The organism is Bacillus sp. FSL R5-0416 (assembly GCF_037975425.1).
Classification (GTDB): domain Bacteria; phylum Bacillota; class Bacilli; order Bacillales; family Bacillaceae; genus Bacillus; species Bacillus subtilis.
The window spans coordinates 2,138,696-2,156,980 of sequence record NZ_CP150252.1; the positions used below are offsets into that span (position 1 = coordinate 2,138,696).

The window sequence follows — 18,285 nt, forward strand, 5'->3', positions numbered from 1 at the left end:
TTCCACACACCTTTTCAAAAGTTAAAGATCTTTCACGAGATCTTCGATGCTAGATAATGCAGACAACGTTAATTCCTTATTGCTGAAATCGCTCAGTGTTTTTTCGCGTGCTTTTTTCTGCGAACAATGCTCAATCGTCTCGATAAGATGCCTGTGAAAACGATCCATAAAGTACTCAATTGAGTGCTTGCTGAACACCTGGGTGTATACCGCTTTTACTTGAAGCCGTCCGTCCGTAATGAGAGCATTGATGTCCAGCTCATACTCTCGTTCTCTCTCACCCGCTATTTCGTGACGGGGCTGGTAATATGATAATTGAAACGTATCAGCTTCCTTCTCTTCGCTAAATTGACCGAGATAATTAAAGCTGACCTCAGGCTCTTTATGCCGCAGTTCTCCTATGTGTGTTAACAATCCATATCCAGTTCCTTTGTTCGGTACTCTTCTCAGCATATCTTTTGTCGTCTTAATTCGGTATGCGAGCTGATCCTCGAAAGGCTCGGGAATACCCATGTCTAGCAGAATAGGATAAATGGAAGTAAACCATCCAACGGTCCTTGAAATATCAATGTTTGGCACATGCCCTTCTCTGCCGTGTCCCTCAGTGCTGATCACGATATGGTCATGCCCTGTCCATTCAGAAAGCGCCATTCCTAAAGCCGTAAGCAAAAGTTCGTTGGCATCAGTACCATAGGCTTGCTGGGTTTCAAACTGCAATTTTTCAGTCCAGTCCTCGGATAGTACAAACGCTGCTGCGTCGCTGTTCTTTTGGAGTCTGTCCGGCACATTTTCTATGTCCTTAGGAAGAAAAGCAGTGTGAGCGTCTAAAATCGTTTGCCAATACGGTTTCTCTGAAAGCAATTGTTTACTTTCAGCTATTTGGGTAAGACCATCGGCGTAGGATAAATAAGAATCCGTTTTTGGCGGTAATTGGATTTCTTTCTTTTCTAAAGCCTGTTGATATGCTGCAGCTAAATCTTCAAGCAGAATTCTCCAAGAAACGCCATCTATCACAAGATGATGAAGTGCAATCAGCAAATGATCCCCTTCTGCCGTTTTAAACAAGCCTGCTTGCAGCAAAGGCCCTTTTTCTACATTCATTTTGCTTTGAATGACGGTTTCCTCAGCGGCAAGTTTTTCATCAAGATGAGCCCTTTCCAGCGATGCTTTTGTCCAATCTGAAATATAAAGGCCAAACAGTTCATGATCCTTGTGATTGATTCCGCGATTAAACTGAATGACATGGCCGTTTTGGTCATGTTGGAAAATCATGCGAATGGCATCATGATGCTCGGTTATTTTACGCAGCGCTAGATGAAGCGCGTTAGCATTGAATCCTTTTTCACTGAAAAGCATGACGGACTGGTTGTAATGATAGTGAAAAGCATGTACCTGTCCGAAAAATCTTCGCTGAATCGGGGTGAGTTCAGCTTCACCTTCCGCAGGTCCCTGGTCCGCTTGAGATGCCAATGGTGTGATATGTCCGCATAGTTCCTGAATCGTTGAATAACGGAATAAGTCGCGTATTGTCATGCTCCAGCCTTCAGCTGCCAGACGTGCTGCCACTTGTAATGCTTTAATTGAGTCTCCGCCAAGCTCAAAAAAGGAATCGTGAATGCCGACTCGTGACATGCTCAGTACATCTTCCCATATATACGCCATCGTTTTTTGCATGTCGTTAACTGGTGCGGTATATGGACGCGATAACACATTATTTGGAGCCGGCAAGGCATTTCTGTCCAGCTTTCCGTTTAGGGTTAGCGGCATGTTTTCTAAAGGAATCAGATGTGCAGGAATCATATACGCTGGCAGCTCCTTTGTTAAAGCAGCACGGAGAGCATTCGTATTGACGTCTGAAGGCACAATATATGCTGCCAAACCAGCCTGTCCATTCTTATCATGCTGAACGGCAACAGCAGCTTCTCTGACAAGCCCCGTTTGAAGCAGAACACTTTCAATTTCTTCTGTTTCAATTCTGTATCCATTTATCTTCACTTGATAATCCATTCGGCCAAGAAGCCGGATCGTTCCGTTTGGAAGCCAGCATGCTCGATCACCGGTTCTGTACAGCCTTTCTCCAGAGACAAATGGATTTTCTGTAAATTTCATTTGCGTTAAGTCAGGTTTATGATGATAGCCTTTCGCAACACCTGCCCCGCCGATGCACAGCTCGCCGGCAACACCGATCGGCTGAATTTGATCAGTCTGGCTGAGTACGTACATGTGTACATTCGGCAGCGGGCTGCCGATTGGTACGTTATCTCCCGTACACTCTCCACCCATACTGGTTTCATAGAAACTCGAATCAATGGTTGCCTCTGTGACACCATAGCTATTAATGATGCGCATGCTTTGGCCAAAGCGATCTGTCAATGTTTTGAAATCTTGAGCTTTCACCATGTCGGAACCAAGAATCAGCATGTCTAAGTCAGGAAGCTTGAACTGGTTACGGTATACATACTCCATCACCGGGATAATGAGAGCCGGTGTCGACTCCATCACCGTGATTCTCTGAGAGTTCATGATTTTATATATTTCAGCAGGTTCCAGCCGTGTTTCATCTGGGCAAACGATTAGAGTCCCGCCGTTGGTCAATGTTCTCGCCAAATCTCCTGAGAAGACATCGAATGAAAAGCTCGCGATTTGAAGCAGTCTGACAGGCTTCCGATCCAGTTCATAAATTTGACGCCAAGCAAGAGCAGCATGAGTAAAGTTCTGATAGGTGACAATAACACCTTTAGGCGCACCCGTCGTTCCTGACGTATAAATGATATATACCGGCTCTTCAGGAGCAGGAGATAAGTTAAGGTTGCAGTTACTTTCTTCATAAGTGCTTTCATCGTCAAGGCAGATATGAGACATCTCAGATTCAGGAAAGTTTGAAATCAAATGCTTCAACTCTCTCTGTAAAAGAAGAATATCTGCCCCGCTATCACGAAGAATGTATTCAATACGGGCTTTTGGATAATGTGAATCGATTGGGATATACACTCCGCCAGCTTTCATCACTGCCAGCACCCCAACAATTGCATCGATGGACCGCTTGGCTAAAACAGCCACAGTTGGCTTTGGTCCTTTTCTGTTTTGCAATGTTCGTGCCAGACGATTGGCTCTTTCATTTAGAAGGCGATAGCTAATCTCTGTTTCGTTATCAATAACAGCTATATGTTCTGGAATTTCTTCAGCTTTCGCTTCAAATATGCGATGAAAAGGAACATCTTTTTGAGCAAATTCAACCTGAGTTTTGTTTAATCCAAAGACTATTTTTTGTTTTTCTTTATCACTAAGTACGTTTATTTGTGCAAGGCTTGTTTCAGGAGTTGAAAGTGCCGCATGCAGAAATTCGATAAAATGATCGGCCCAGCGTTCAATTGTAGCTTTCAGGAATACTTCTGTACTAAATTCCATTTCGCAGCAAATAGATCCACTTATTTCCGTAGCTATTAATGTGATATCAAATAAAGAAATGTGATGTGCGAAATTGGCAGGCCGGACTTTTATTTCTCTCAGATCTATGTCCTGTTTTTCCACATTTTGAAGGATAAACATCGCATCAAACACTGGGTTCCGGCTCATATCCCGTGTCAATCCAAGCTTATCGACAAGCTCTTCGAACGGGTAATCTTGGTGCTCAAAGGCTTCCAATGCTGTCTCACGCACTTCCTGCAAATACTGTACGAATGGCTTCCCGCCCTCCGGGCGTGTCCGAAGCGCCAGCGTGTTCACAAACATTCCGAGTATCGGCTCAAGATCCTTGTGCGGCCGGCCGGCAATTGGCGAGCCGACGATGATATCTTCCTGTCCGCTTAAGCGTGACAAGAACGCGGTGTAAGCCGCAAGGAGCACCATGTACAGTGTGCTTCCGTTTTCTCGTGCCAGCTTGTGAAGGCCTGATGCAACCTCTTGATCCAGCGTAAATGAGACCTTGTCACCCGCGAAGCTTCGCACCGGCGGGCGGGCATGATCAGCCGGAAGATCCAGCACAGGCAGCTCGCCCTCGAGCTGCTTCAGCCAGTACGCCTCCTGCGTTTTGTACGCATCTCCTGTTTTGAATCCTTCTTGCCATACGGCATAATCTTTATATTGAATGCGCAGCGCCGGAAGCTTCCGATTATTGTACAGCTCGCCGAATTCCCGAATCAGAATGTTGACGGAAACACCGTCTGAAATGATGTGATGCATATCAACCAGCAACAGGTGCCGCTCATCTGATACCTTTACGATTTGGGCACGGAACAGCGGCGCTTGGCTGAGATCAAACGGTTTGATAAATGCGGCTGCGGCCTCCTGTTCGGTTCGTTCGCCGAGAACTGTAGTCTGTAACGTAAACGGCACCTCGTCATGGATGCGCTGCACCGGATTGCCTCCTGCGTCCTGTTCGAAGGAGGTACGAAGCGACTCGTGGCGCTTGATCAGCTCTTTGAAAGCTCTGTCCATCCTTTCAGGGTTGAGCTTCCCTTCGAGCTCTAACACAGCCGGCATATTGTAGCCTGTCCCTCCGTCCTCCAGCTGCTGAAGGACATAAATCCGCTTTTGGACAGAGGAAACCGGATAGGTTTCCTGTTTTTCAGTGGGCTTAATCGCTTCATATGGACTGTCCGATCCTTCACGGATAACGGTAGCCAGTCCTTCTACTGTCGGATGGGCAAACACATCTTTTAGCGGCACCTGTACATCGAATTCTTTAGCGATCCGTGAGACAAGCGCCGTTGCTTTTAAGGAATGCCCCCCGCGGTCAAAAAAGTTGTCGTGAATCCCGACAGGGCCATTTTTCAGCACGTCCTCCCACAGCTGAGAAAGCTTCATCTCAGTCACGTTTCTCGGCGCCGTGTAGGTCTCCGCATCTGCCGCTCCGCCAGGAGCTGGCAGGGCGTTTCGGTCGAGTTTTCCGCTTGGCGTAACCGGCCACTGTTCCATCTCTATCATATAGGCTGGGATCATGTAGCCCGGCAACAGTCTCTCAAGCTGTGCCCGCACTTCGTTTCTTTGGAGCCCTTCTACATAAGCGCATAATTCCGGCTCGCCGCTGTCTGTCCGTACGGTAACGGCCGCCTCTCTTACACCTTCTATACTTCTTAGTGCCGCTTCAATTTCTCCCGGTTCAATCCGGTAGCCGCGAATTTTCACCTGATCATCCAACCGTCCCAGGAATTCAACATTCCCGTCAGGGAGCCAGCGCGCCACATCTCCTGTTTTGTACATGCGTTCCCCCGGGTAAAACGGGTCCTCAAGAAAACGCTCCTCCGTTAATGCCGGCCGATTCAAATAACCTCTGGCAACACCCGCTCCGGCAATGTACAGTTCGCCGGCGACACCGGAAGGCTGTACGGCTAAATGCGGATCTAAAACATACAAACGCGCACCAGGTACGGGCTTCCCAATCGGAATCCGCAAACGATCCCTGTCCCGTTCTGGATCTAACACGTAAAATGCCGCGTCTACCGTTGCTTCTGTCGGCCCGTAGCCATGGATTAATGATACCTGCGGCAATACAGAAGCAAAACGGGCTACCGTACGCGGCGCAAGCGGTTCACCTCCGGCGAATACACGCTTTAGGTTTGTCCCGTCACCAAGCGCTAACATTTCCGCTTGATCCAGAAAGCTATTCAGCATAGCCGGAATAAAATGAGCCATTGTCACTTTTTCCTGATGAATGGCTTTTACGATCAATGCCGGATCTTTCTCCCAGCCGGGCGGAAGCAGATACGCCGAAGCACCGGAAAGAGCCCACCAAAACAGCTGCCACACAGACGCATCAAAGGAAAAAGAGGTTTTCACCATGACAATGTCATCTTCTGAAAGCGGAAACTGGTACTGCATGCCGGTCAGAAAAGAAACAGCCTGGCGGTGCTCAACAGCTACCCCTTTTGGCTGCCCGGTGGACCCCGACGTATAAATGACATAGGCGAGAGATCCGTCGCTAACAGAAGCAGACACATGACGTTTTACTTCTTCACGCTCAAGAGATCTCATGTCCACTTCAAGCGTTTCGCCAGAAAAGTTCGGTGCGGAGCATCCCGGCTGTGTCAGCAAGAGCGATGCCCCGCTGTCTTTCAGCATGTAGCTCAGCCGCTCCTTTGGATACGCAGGATCAAGCGGCAAATACGCCCCTCCGGCCTTCAATACAGCAAGGACAGCGATCAGCATGTCAGGTGAGCGTTCAGACAGGATCCCGACGATACTTTCGTTTGTGACGCCGCGTGCCGCAAGGTGCGCAGCCAGCCGGCTGGCGTACATATCAAGCTCAGCGTATGTCAGCGAACCGCCTGAAAAGCGAATGGCCAGCCGCTCCGGTGTGAAAGCTGCCTGTCGCTCAAACAGCCCATGCAGGGTGAAAACTTTAGGCGAAACAGCTTCCGTCTTGTTAAACTCATACAACAATTTTTGCTTTTCTCTTGTATTCGTCATATCTAATTCTCTTATAAAGCTGTGCGGATGTTGAAGGGCGTTTTCCAGTATGGTAAGCAGATGAGATTGTATTCGTTTAATATCCTCAAGAGAAAACAAGGTATTTTGATAGTCGAAATTTAATTGAATGGTTCCATTGTCTATCCGTTCTTGTATTTGAACTGAAAGCTCGTTCGCGGTGTATCCGCTGAAATAAAGCGCTGTTTCATAGTCAAAATCATCTGCATTATGCCACTGAAGTGGCTGATACTGCATAGATATACCGATAAGGTTGTGTAAATCCTTCTGTTCATTTCTTAATTCATTTACAAGCAAATTATAAGGAAACCGTTGATGACGCATAACAGAAAGCTGTTCCCTGCCTATTGTGCGGACAAAGGAAAGAAAATCTGTGTCAGGATCAACCGTTATTCTGATTGGAAGAGAACTAACGAACATGCCGAGCATTTCTTTTTCAGCCTTTGACCCTCTGTTGCCATAGTAGGTGCCAATGGCAAGATCTTTTTTAGAAGTGATTCGGCTGATGCATATGTAAAATGAAGCCATAAATAAGGAAATGATATTGATCTTGTGTTCTTCGCAGAAGATTCGAATCGTTTGCTCTAGATCAGGTGAAAGAATGATGGTGTCTCTGGATGCAGAAGTGCTCTGTTTTTGTAAGGACGTCTGGTCGGCTAACGAGTGGTATTCCAACGGGTGCTCAAAGGTTTGCGTCCAAAATAAACGGTCCTTTGCAAACCGCGGAGATTGTAGATATTGACTCTCTTTTTCGATGTAACTCAAGTAAGAAGGTTCCGGCTGATCAGGTAAAGGATCTTTCTTTTTCATTTTTTGATAAAGATCTATAATTTGATTTCCCATCACATTTAAAGAGATTCCATCCATTATGATATGATGGAATTTCGCAAATAGCCAAACTTCATGAGAGTCAATTCTAAGGAGGTAAAATTGATAAAGAGGCGAGTTGAACAGTTTAAATGGAATGCTCGCTTGATCCTGAATCCATTGCTCTATTTCTATCATTTCAACATTTGAAAAATCAATTATTCTAAGTGGATAATATTTATATTCAGTAAGGTGCAATCGCGGCTCAAGCTCTTCTCCTTCTAACAGCTGAAATCTAATGGCGTCGTTGCGGGAGATGGAATGATTCAGCGCTCCCTCTAGAGTATCAAGCTCAATATTGCCTTTGAATTTCACACAGGCTGTGAGATTGCAAATGCTGGTATCTGGCTCCAGCAGTTCGGTAAACCACACTCTCCTTTGGGCATGGGTTAAAGAATAAGTATGTTCGCTCAACGGATTCCCTCCAGTTCTCATAATAAGAGGATAAGAAAAAGTAGAAAAAAACAGAAAAATGTCAATAAAAGAAATTATATGACTATATAATCCATATATGCACTATATTAACGGATATTTTTTAAAGTACAATAAAAAACATTAAATTTTTATAACATTTTTTTGAATATAGTATTATTTCTTTATTTTTCGTTTCTTTTTTTATCAAATTTCCGGATATAAAGTGATAAAAGTATTGTTTTACATAAGGTCTTATACACTACTTTTTAATCGAACTAATTTTCTTTTGTGCATCATTCTTCTAATTGTTGGAAGGTTCGACAAAGCGTTATTACAGACATAAAAAAACCTGTTTTCTCTTGGAAAACAGGTCTGCCGCTATTATTGATTTGCCAAAATGACAGCGATTTGATCCTCAATATCTTTTCCATCCTCTTCATCAATCAATCCATTTAGAAGAATAGAGAAAACAAGTTTTTTTCCGCTCTTTGTTTCTGCGTACCCCGATAGAGAGCTTACCGTACTGAGCGATCCGGTTTTTGCTCTTACTTTTCCTTGTGCAGGAGTGTCTTTCATGCGGTTTCTCAGCGTTCCGCCCACCATTCTGTCAGGATTGCCCGCAACAGGTAAAGAATTTAGATAAGCCGAGAACCAACTCTGATCCTGAATGTCATATAACAGCTGTGAAAGTTGATCTGAGGATACAGCATCAATATGTGAGATTCCTGATCCGTCTCTTAAGACGAGTGATTTAGAATCAACACCAAATTCCGGAAGCGTACTGTTTAACACTTCGAGCCCCTTTTCCCAGCTCCCTTCTCCTTTTTTCACTTTCCCCATCTCTTTTACGAGCACTTCGGCATGTCCATTATTACTTAATTTCATGAACGGCACAAAAAGTTTCGATAAAGGCATTGAGCGATGAGAGAGCAGCACATCTGAAGAACTAGGTGCTTCACCCGTCTTGATGTCCCCTTTCACAGTAATACCTTGTTTTTTTAGTGACTGCTTAAATAAATCTAAGGCATATCCGGCAGGCTCCCAGACAGAAATCCATTCCTTTGTCTTGTTTGCGTCAACCGGTACGCTCCCTTCAATTGTAATCGTGTTTGTTCCATGCTCTCTTTCGATTGTGAGGTCTTTCTCTGAACCGGCAGCTGTCGTTTCAGCATCGTTCTTTATCGTTATATAATCGTTTTTTGGAGAGACAGACACGGCAGGCTCTTCCCCTTCTTTTTGATTTGGGGTGACCTCAACAATCACAGTGCCTGCATCATAGTCTTCATTTGGAGACGCTGTTAGAGCGGAGATTGGCGCGCCATAATATGTGTATTCATCGCTCCAAGGCATATCAGGTGATAATCGCATGTCATCATGCCACGTATCATCACCGATCAGATTGCCTTTAATTACTTTTACGCCGGAATGTTTCAATTTCTCAGCCATTTTGTCAAAATCAGATGGTAAAAGTGTCGGATCGCCTTTCCCTTTCAAATAAAGGTTACCATTCAGCTTTTTCCCTTTCAGTGTTCCATCCGTCCGGACCTCGGTTGTAAAAGAATAGTTCTCGCCAAGGACAGAAAGTGCCGCGGCCGCTGTCAAAAGCTTTAGAGAAGAGGCAGGCCTCATTCGGGTTTCTCCTGAATGTTCATATAGAACAGCACCTGTTTCCGCAGAGCGAACGGTGATGCCGGCCATTGCGCCTTCGAGGGCAGGATGATCAGCTAAAATCTTATCGATCTGCCCGGAAAGTGCATCTTGTTTTTCAGCGGCAAGCGCAGCCTGATGCATATAAGGCACCGAAGCAACGACGAAAAGCAGTAAAACAGCAACATAAAGCTTTATGCTTTTTTTCATTCATTTCCCCGCCTCTCTGCGCTTCATCATTGGCTATTGATGATTCAGTTCAATGGTGATACTGCTTTTAGCTGTCGTTTCTTCTCCCGGCTCCAGCACTTGTAAACCAGTGAGTGACGAAGGTAAATCAAGATTCACAGCGTTTGTCACCCATGTGTAAGGTTCAGGGCATAAATACCCTTGTTTTCCGTCCGCATTGTATACAACCCAATGGTTAAAATGTTCATCTGCCTTATAAATAATGCTGATATGTGCATGCTGATGATAAATGACTGCCTGGTTTTCTCCGCCCCTCTTCTGATAGGAAGATAAAAAGACATCATCCAGCTGCTTGTGGCGCAAATCCATTCCTTCATGCAAAGCTTCTTTATTCGGTACATCCATCAGTTTCCCGGTCGGCAGCAGGCGTTCATCCAACTCCCATTGCTGATCTGCTGTCAGGGAGAATAACGAGCTTTCTGCCGGAAACACAAATGTAGTATGATACCCAATTCCCCAAGGAAACGCTTCCTTTCCTTTGTTCATGACCGTCGCATGTTTAAATAGGGTATTCCCCTTGATCGTGTATGTCATCCGAACGACGGCATGATGAGGAAATTGATTCTGCACATGGGGAAGCTCAGAAAGATCAATTTCTGTTTCAACAATCACTCCTTCATCAGTTTGCTTCGTGGTCACGACATTCCACTTTTCATGGTAAAGAAACCCATGAAGATGGTTGTGTTTATCCTTCTCGTTGATATCAAAATGATACGTTCTGCCCCGGAAACTGAATGTACCGTCACTTATGCGGTTAGGCGGGAACAGGATTGGAATGCCATACAATGTTGGTGTGTCGTGAAAACTTTCTGCTGTTTCCGGTTCACGCAAAAGCTGGACATTTGTTGTTTTGTCCACGAGAGAAATGACGTTGCTCCCCCACTCAGGGACAACAATCATTTCTAGATGTTCGTTGCCCGCTTTGATGGCCGGCGTTCCCAAATACGTGATTTTCTCAATAAAGTTTGCCATGTTTACTCAACCTCTCCTTGATTCATTGCTAGTATAAGAATTCAATGTACTGTGCCATATTTCCTCCATTTTATAGTTTCCCCTATCAAATAAAAAAACACCGTTCAAACTTATGAACGGTGTGATTCGGAGGCTATTGGATGAGACGTGTGATTTGTTTCTTTTTCCAGACGAATTGATAATACCCATAAATCAACAGCAAGCTGACGGCAAACGCAGCTGGATAACCAACCCAGACGCCGAGTATTTCAAGCTTTGTATAGTGAGAAAGGACGAAAGCAACAGGTACCTCTACTCCCCAGATTGCAAAAATACTGATGACGGTCGGCCATAAAACCGTTCCGCTTGCCCGCATCGTTGCAGAAATAATTTGGGCATTTCCAAACAGCAAATAGCTCCACAATGTAATCATCAAAAGACGGTGTGCAATGTAAAGCGTCTCTTGCTCGGTTAAAAATAACGATAAAATCTGATGTGAAAAAACATAGATCAGAATGATCAGTACGCCGCCAATGATATAATTCAGCCAAATCCCCACGCGAATGACCTGCTTTAAGCGGTCAAACTCGTTTGCCCCAATCGATTGCGCAGCGAAAATAGAAACCGCAATACCAAGGCTGACGGCCGGCATCTGTACATAGCTGGCCACCTGGTTGACCACTCCGTATGCAGCTGTTGCATTAGAGCCGTAATGATTGACGAATGAAATAACCGCTATCTCTGATAATGAGACAAGAATCATATTGATGCTTGCTGGGACCCCAAGACGCAGCAGGAGAACCAGCAGTTCCTTATCCATTTTCAAATAACGACGCACTGTTTTATCAAATTGCAGCGGGTGTTTTCGCTTTCGTAAATACACCATTAACACGAGAAAAGTCGCAATCGTGGAAATGACAGTTGCATATGCCGATCCGTATATGCCCAGTTTCGGAAAACCAAACATGCCAAGGATTAAGACAGGCAAAAGCGCGATGTTGATGACCGTGCTCACAATCAGCGTATAAAACGGTGTCTTAGAATCCCCTGTTCCGCGCAAAAAGGTAGTATATGCAAAATATAAAAACATAAACGGCATAGCATAAAATAAAATACGTGCATAGTTAGCGCTGACATGAATGACATTTTCAGGCGTGCCCATTAAACGAAGGATATCCAGGGTGAAAATACTGCCGATGACGGCTAACACAACGCCTAATAAAAATGTAAACGTGAGCGTCGTCCCGACAACAGCCTTTAGCCGTTCCTCATTTTTCGCTCCGTAAGCTTGTCCGATCAGAATCGAACTTCCTGAACCGATCCCAATCGTAAATGAGATTAAAAGAAAAAATAATGGGAAAAAGGATGATACAGCTGCCACTGCATCAACACCGAGCCATCTGCCTACAGCCATCATCCCGACTAGCTGGCCGACTGATTGCAGCACATTGCTCAGCAGAAGCGGCACTAAAAAGAGTGACATCGACCGCCAAACTGATGGTTTGCTTTTCTTTTGAGTTACAAGAGGTTCTTGTGATGTTTCCATATTAAAGGACTCCTTTATTTGAAATCGTTTTTAAACATGCCCTCATTTTTTGACAAAAACAGGATATGCAACATGTTATTATTCATCACTGCACATATGAAACCCTTCCCGATTCTTCTAATTTTACACATCTTTTTAGCTTATGAAGAATAAACTAGCAAGTAATGGCGTATTTTTTGTGAGTAAAAGAATAAAAAAATAATTTATGCAAAAGTATTGTAATCTATCCGTAATTATTGTAACATTTGTAACATAAGAGAAAGAGATTTTGAAGGAGAGAGCGATAATGAAAAAATGTCTTCTATTTCTAACAACCATTGCACTTATTCTGTCATTAAGCACAAATGCATTTGCGAAAAATACATCAGGCGATTTATCACAAAAACAAGCATTACAGTTGGCATTATCCGCTAGAGAACATTTTTGGAACACCATGAGCGGCCACAATCCGAAGGTGAAAAAAGCAGTTTGCCCATCAGGCACATTCGAGTATCAAAATCTTCAATATGTATACATGTGCAGCGATCTAGGCACTAAAGCAAAAGCGGTGAATTATTTAACTCCTATTTTTACAAAAACAGCAATCGAAAAAGGCTTTAAAGATTATCATTTCACTGTTTCAAAAGGAAAACTTGCTGTTCCAATCGGTGACGGAGACAATCTTTTGAATTGGAAAAAATCAACTGCTAAACTGATCTCTAAAAAAGGCAGCACAATCACATACGAATTTACCGTCCCTACATTAGACGGATCCCCTTCTGCAAAACGGAAAGTGACATTTGTGAAAGAAAATAAAAAATGGAAAGTCAATCAATTTGACGCAGTTATATAAGAAAAACGCCCGGGATAAGCGGGCGTTTTTTATTTGGTCTGCATAAAGAAAGACAACAGGCGAAAAGTGCCTGTTGTCTTTTTGTGAATATAACGCTCTAGGAGAGATTCGAACTCCCGACCTGCAGTTTAGGAAACTGCTGCACTATCCGCTGTGCTACTAGAGCTTTTGGTATTTATATAGTAGCTCTGATGATCAATATTTTCAAGCGATTTGTATTAAAGCCCTCCAAAAACCTTATACGCGGCTCTTGTTGTATCTTCATCAATACCAATATACCGCATTGTAATTGATGGTGATGAATGATTCAGTATTCTCTGCAGCTCGGCGATGTCTTTCGTTCGCTGATAAAAATGATAGCCAAACGTTTTCCGGAGTGTATGCGTCCCTATCTCCTCAAGTCCGCACGCCGCAGCGGCCTCTCTTAAAATTCTGTAGGCCTGAATGCGGGAAATCGGCTTCCTGGTCCGCACTGATTTAAAAAGATATTCGTTTTCCTTCATGTCTTTCGTATACTCGTATATTTCCTGTTTCAGCGATTCTAAAATAAGAATCTTTCTTTTCTTTTTCGTTTTGCTTTCAGTCGCCCATAAATGATCTTTATTTTGAACGTCCTTCACTTGCAGCGGCAGAATATCAGAAATGCGGAGCGCGCTGTTGATGCCGAAAATAAACAGAAAATAATCCCGCTTGTTTTTGTTAAGCAAATACTGTTTGACTTCTTGGATTTTCTCTAGACTGCGAATCGGCTGTACAATATGCATCAAAAAACTCCTTAAAAACCGTCATGTAACGTTTTGAGGTCTATGTTACTATTATAGCTGAAAAACGTTGAATGTCAAAGTGCGGCGGCGTTTATGTAACATAATATACATAGTGTTACATAAGCTGTTAAAAAAGCTTCTTAAAACCTTCACCCTATAAAATGAGCTTTAAAGCCTCTTATAAAGCTTTTAACCTCTTGGATACTTATCCCCCTACTAATCATCAAAAAACCTCTTAAAACGAAATCTGACACTCCCGATTTTCTGGAGCTTCCGCAAAAATATACAAAAAAAGACACAATTTCAAATTGTGTCCTAATCCTCATCCTTTACATCAATATCTTCCGGGATCGGTTCATTTAATATTTCATGCACCAGTGCTTTGTAATTCTCCAGCTGTTCGAGATGCGTTTTGAACTGTTCCTTATAAATCAAAAATTGCTCCCCGTCATGAACGGCTCTGATTTTCCCTTCGAGCACCAAGCTTTTAATATAATCCTCTGAAAGATTTGTATATTCTGCTGTTTCTTCAATCGTTAAATACATATAGCAGTCCCTTCTTAATCCGTATGCTGATTCTAATATAGCACATGGCTCATATCAATATAATCAATTTTGCACAGAAAAATGGCTTTATGTACTATATAATATACCATTTGTCACTTGTGAAAACGCTGTAATTTTTTTACGCTAAGATTGTAACAATACAGCTTCATATAGGAGGGAGAACATGAAAAGAACGTGGAACGTCTGTTTAACAGCTCTGCTTAGTGTTCTGTTAGTCGCTGGAAGTGTCCCTTTTCACGCGGAAGCTAAAAAACCGCCCAAAAGCTACGATGAGTACAAACAAGTAGATGTTGGAAAAGACGGCATGGTTGCGACCGCACATCCTCTTGCTTCTGAAATCGGTGCTGATGTGCTGAAAAAAGGAGGAAATGCTATTGACGCAGCGGTTGCCATTCAATTTGCACTCAATGTAACAGAGCCGATGATGTCAGGTATTGGCGGCGGCGGTTTTATGATGGTGTATGACGGAAAAACGAAGGATACAACGATAATCGACAGCCGTGAGCGTGCTCCAGCAGGCGCAACTCCTGATATGTTTCTGGACGAAAACGGCAAAGCAATTCCTTTCTCTGAACGTGTAACAAAAGGTACTGCCGTTGGTGTTCCAGGCACTCTGAAAGGGCTGGAAGAAGCCTTGGATAAATGGGGAACCCGTTCGATGAAGCAATTAATTACCCCTTCTATTAAACTCGCTGAAAAAGGCTTTCCGATTGATTCGGTGTTGGCAGAGGCCATTTCTGATTATCAGGAAAAGCTTTCACGGACTGCCGCAAAAGATGTATTTTTACCAAATGGCGAACCGCTTAAAGAAGGAGATACCCTTATTCAAAAGGATTTGGCTAAAACATTTAAGCTTATTCGCTCCAAAGGCACTGACGCTTTTTATAAAGGAAAATTCGCTAAGACGCTTTCTGACACTGTCCAGGATTTCGGCGGATCAATGACAGAAAAAGATTTAGAAAATTACGACATTACGATTGATGAACCGATTTGGGGAGACTATCAAGGCTATCAAATCGCTACTACTCCTCCTCCAAGCTCCGGCGGTATTTTCTTATTGCAAATGCTGAAAATCCTTGATGATTTTAACCTTTCACAATACGATGTCCGCTCATGGGAAAAATATCAGCTGCTTGCTGAAACGATGCATTTGTCATATGCCGACCGTGCGTCTTACGCAGGTGATCCCGAATTTGTAAATGTTCCTCTCAAAGGCCTGCTTCATCCCGATTATATTAAAGAACGCCAGCAATTAATCAACCTAGATCAAGTGAATAAAAAACCGAAAGCCGGTGACCCTTGGAAATACCAAGAAGGATCAGCAAACTATAAACAAGTTGAACAGCCGAAAGACAAAGTAGAAGGCCAAACAACCCACTTTACAGTTGCTGATCGATGGGGAAATGTTGTTTCTTACACAACAACAATCGAACAGCTATTCGGAACGGGTATTATGGTCCCTGATTACGGTGTTATTTTAAACAATGAATTAACGGATTTTGATGCGATACCAGGCGGAGCTAACGAAGTACAGCCAAACAAACGGCCTTTAAGCAGCATGACCCCGACGATTTTATTTAAGGATGACAAGCCTGTCCTCACTGTTGGATCTCCTGGCGGGGCCACAATTATTTCATCCGTTTTGCAAACCATTCTCTACCACATTGAATATGGTATGGAATTAAAAGCAGCTGTTGAAGAGCCGAGAATTTACACAAACAGTATGAGCTCTTACCGTTACGAAGACGGAGTTCCTAAAGATGTCCTCAGCAAGCTGAACGGTATGGGCCACAAATTCGGCACAAGTCCGGTGGATATCGGAAACGTGCAAAGCATATCGATCGACCATGAAAACGGCACCTTTAAAGGCGTAGCTGATTCAAGCAGAAACGGCGCGGCGATCGGCATTAATTTAAAACGTAAATAAATAAAAAAACTGTACTCGCTTCAAACGAGTACAGTTTTTTTATACACATCTTTAAAATAAAAACTGACAAACGTCTTTATTCTGCTAATGCACGTCTACCTTCATCTTTTCATTTCGTTTATCTCATCAAGAAATGTCTGAAACGCACTCGTAATAAAAAAGTCTTTCCTGTATATAAAGACGATCTCTAAGTCTTGATATGCTGGTGGCAATTGATGAATCCATACATTTGTACGATGCTCGGAGCAGTTAACAGCGGACTTTGGGAGCAGCGCCGTACCCATCCCGGCGGAAACACCTTTTATAATAGCCTCCAATGTGCCAAACTCTATGATTTTTTGATTGTGTATGTCTGCTTCCTCTAGTAATCTTTTGACCCTGTCACGATGAGAACAGCCAGCCCCAAAAAAGAGCATCGGCTGCGGAAGCATGTCTTCTGCCGTCCCTTCTCGTGATGAAATCAAAACTAATTCATCATGGGAGACATGGAGTTGTCTAACTGCAGCGTGCTCAACCGGCCCATATACAAAAGCGCCATCAACTTTATGATCAAGAACCTGTTGAATCAAATGATGCGTATCAGCTGTGTTCACTGATAAATCCACTTCAGGAAAACGCCTGAGGAAGGATGCTGCATGCTCAGGCAGATGCGTTACCGCCGTCGTTTCCAGTGATCCGATCCGCAAAGGCCCTTTTGGTTGCCTGCTCATTCGGGTCGATTTTTCAGCTTGGTCTAACAGCGATAGTACTTGATCTGCATATTGTAAAAGATTTTCTCCTGCAGCAGTCAGCTTCATCCCCCGATTCGTTCGATGAAAAAGCCTGATATTCAAATCTTCCTCAAGCTTATGCACTCTGGCTGTCACATTCGACTGAACATAATTCAGCATTTGGGCTGCTTTCGTTATGCTTCCTTCGCGAGCAACAGCCTGAAAAATTTTTAAATCTCCGCTTTCCACGCGCTCTCACCTGCTTGCTATGATGAAAAGTGATATTGGCTATCATATTTGTTCATTTTACTCAAAGAAAACCGCTATGTAAAATATGTAAAGATATGAGAATACAATTCAATGAGGAGGCAGACAGCATGAAAGCTGTAATTCACAACGGAAAAGCCGGTCTTCTGGGGTTATCAGTTCAGGACGTTCCATCAACAAAGCCTGGATACGGAGAGGTAAAGGTTAAATTGAAATCTGCAGGCCTGAATCATCGTGACTTGTTTCTTATGAAAAACAAATCTGAACAAGATCCTCACATGATACTGGGTTCTGACGGCGCGGGTATCATCGAAGAGATTGGTGAAGGCGTGAAAAATGTTACTGTTCAGACAGAAGTAGTCATTTTCCCGACATTGAACTGGGATTTGACAGAGACTGTTCCACCTGTACCTGAGATTCTGGGAGGTCCTTCAGACGGAACACTTGCTGAATATGTGATCATTCCTTCACAAAATGCAATCAAAAAACCTGCTTATTTATCTTGGGAAGAAGCGGGCGTTCTACCTTTATCCGCTTTAACCGCATATCGGGCTCTGTTTACAAAGGGGCAATTAAAAAAAGGCGAGCATCTATTGATACCCGGCATCGGCAGCGGTGTGGCAACCTACGCTTTATTGATGGCTAAAGCGATTGGGGCAACAGTAAGCGTGACCTCCCGCAGTGAGGAGAAAAGAAAAAGGGCGCTGCAATTAGGTGCTGATTACGCATTTGACAGCTACAACAATTGGGATGAGCAGTTGCAGGGAAAAAAGATAGATGTTGTTCTTGACAGCATAGGACCTGCCCTCTTTTCGGAATACTTCCGCCATGTAAAACCAAATGGCCGTATTGTCAGCTTTGGGGCAAGCTCAGGGGATAATCTCAGTTTTCCGGTGCGTTCTTTATTCTTTCCTCAGGTCAATGTTTTGGGAACCTCGATGGGAAGCGGTGAGGAATTTCACGATATGCTCGCTTTCATTGGCAAACATAAGCTGCGGCCTGTAATTGACCGGATATACCCTTTAGAAAAAGCATGTGAAGCATATAAAAGAATGCAGGAAGGCAGACAGTTTGGAAACATCGGGATCGTAATGGAATAAAAAAAGAAACCGGCTGGC

The 18,285-nt window shown here is 43.7% G+C and carries 10 protein-coding genes and 1 tRNA gene; 3 read left to right on the forward strand and 8 right to left on the reverse strand.

Features of this window, described 5'->3' with window-relative positions; genetic code table 11:
- Positions 1–21 precede the first annotated feature (21 nt).
- The 4 genes from ppsA to NYE20_RS11215 form a co-directional block, all read right to left on the reverse strand.
- A complete protein-coding gene (gene ppsA / locus NYE20_RS11200) occupies positions 22–7,707 on the reverse strand; it encodes a plipastatin non-ribosomal peptide synthetase PpsA (RefSeq protein ID WP_161621614.1) in 7,686 nt (2,561 codons plus the stop codon).
- A gap of 381 nt (positions 7,708–8,088) precedes the next feature.
- Positions 8,089–9,564: a D-alanyl-D-alanine carboxypeptidase/D-alanyl-D-alanine-endopeptidase gene (dacB, locus tag NYE20_RS11205; RefSeq protein ID WP_161621615.1), complete on the reverse strand. Its 1,476-nt coding sequence runs from the start codon at positions 9,562–9,564 to the stop codon at positions 8,089–8,091.
- Positions 9,565–9,597: 33 nt separating this feature from the next.
- The gene (galM, locus tag NYE20_RS11210; RefSeq protein ID WP_046160453.1) at positions 9,598–10,575 is read right to left on the reverse strand and encodes an aldose 1-epimerase; all 978 of its coding nucleotides are present in this window, start codon (positions 10,573–10,575) and stop codon (positions 9,598–9,600) included.
- A gap of 133 nt (positions 10,576–10,708) precedes the next feature.
- The gene (locus tag NYE20_RS11215; RefSeq protein ID WP_004399508.1) at positions 10,709–12,100 is read right to left on the reverse strand and encodes an MATE family efflux transporter; all 1,392 of its coding nucleotides are present in this window, start codon (positions 12,098–12,100) and stop codon (positions 10,709–10,711) included.
- A gap of 286 nt (positions 12,101–12,386) precedes the next feature.
- On the opposite strand from NYE20_RS11215, the gene iseA reads away from it, so the two are divergent.
- Entirely contained in the window at positions 12,387–12,932 is a 546-nt protein-coding gene (gene iseA / locus NYE20_RS11220) for a DL-endopeptidase inhibitor IseA (RefSeq protein WP_004399558.1), read from the forward strand.
- Between the two features lie 93 nt (positions 12,933–13,025).
- Here the strand turns inward: iseA and NYE20_RS11225 are convergent.
- From NYE20_RS11225 to NYE20_RS11235, 3 genes are all read right to left on the reverse strand, one after another.
- Positions 13,026–13,098, reverse strand: a tRNA-Arg gene (locus NYE20_RS11225).
- Positions 13,099–13,150: 52 nt separating this feature from the next.
- Positions 13,151–13,696, reverse strand: a complete 546-nt coding sequence (locus NYE20_RS11230; protein WP_003231473.1) for a site-specific integrase — start codon at positions 13,694–13,696, stop codon at positions 13,151–13,153.
- A gap of 315 nt (positions 13,697–14,011) precedes the next feature.
- Complete coding sequence (locus tag NYE20_RS11235) at positions 14,012–14,242, reverse strand: excisionase family DNA-binding protein (protein ID WP_032721965.1); 231 nt, start codon at positions 14,240–14,242, stop codon at positions 14,012–14,014.
- A 184-nt stretch (positions 14,243–14,426) separates the two neighbouring features.
- On the opposite strand from NYE20_RS11235, the gene ggt reads away from it, so the two are divergent.
- Positions 14,427–16,190, forward strand: a complete 1,764-nt coding sequence (gene ggt / locus NYE20_RS11240) for a gamma-glutamyltransferase (RefSeq protein WP_014476980.1) — start codon at positions 14,427–14,429, stop codon at positions 16,188–16,190.
- Between the two features lie 101 nt (positions 16,191–16,291).
- Here the strand turns inward: ggt and yofA are convergent, their stop codons facing one another.
- The gene (yofA, locus tag NYE20_RS11245; RefSeq protein WP_124048230.1) at positions 16,292–17,149 is read right to left on the reverse strand and encodes a LysR family transcriptional regulator YofA; all 858 of its coding nucleotides are present in this window, start codon (positions 17,147–17,149) and stop codon (positions 16,292–16,294) included.
- Positions 17,150–17,277: 128 nt separating this feature from the next.
- Between yofA and NYE20_RS11250 the strand changes: the two genes are divergently transcribed.
- Positions 17,278–18,267, forward strand: a complete 990-nt coding sequence (locus NYE20_RS11250; protein ID WP_032725865.1) for a zinc-binding dehydrogenase — start codon at positions 17,278–17,280, stop codon at positions 18,265–18,267.
- Positions 18,268–18,285 lie beyond the last annotated feature (18 nt).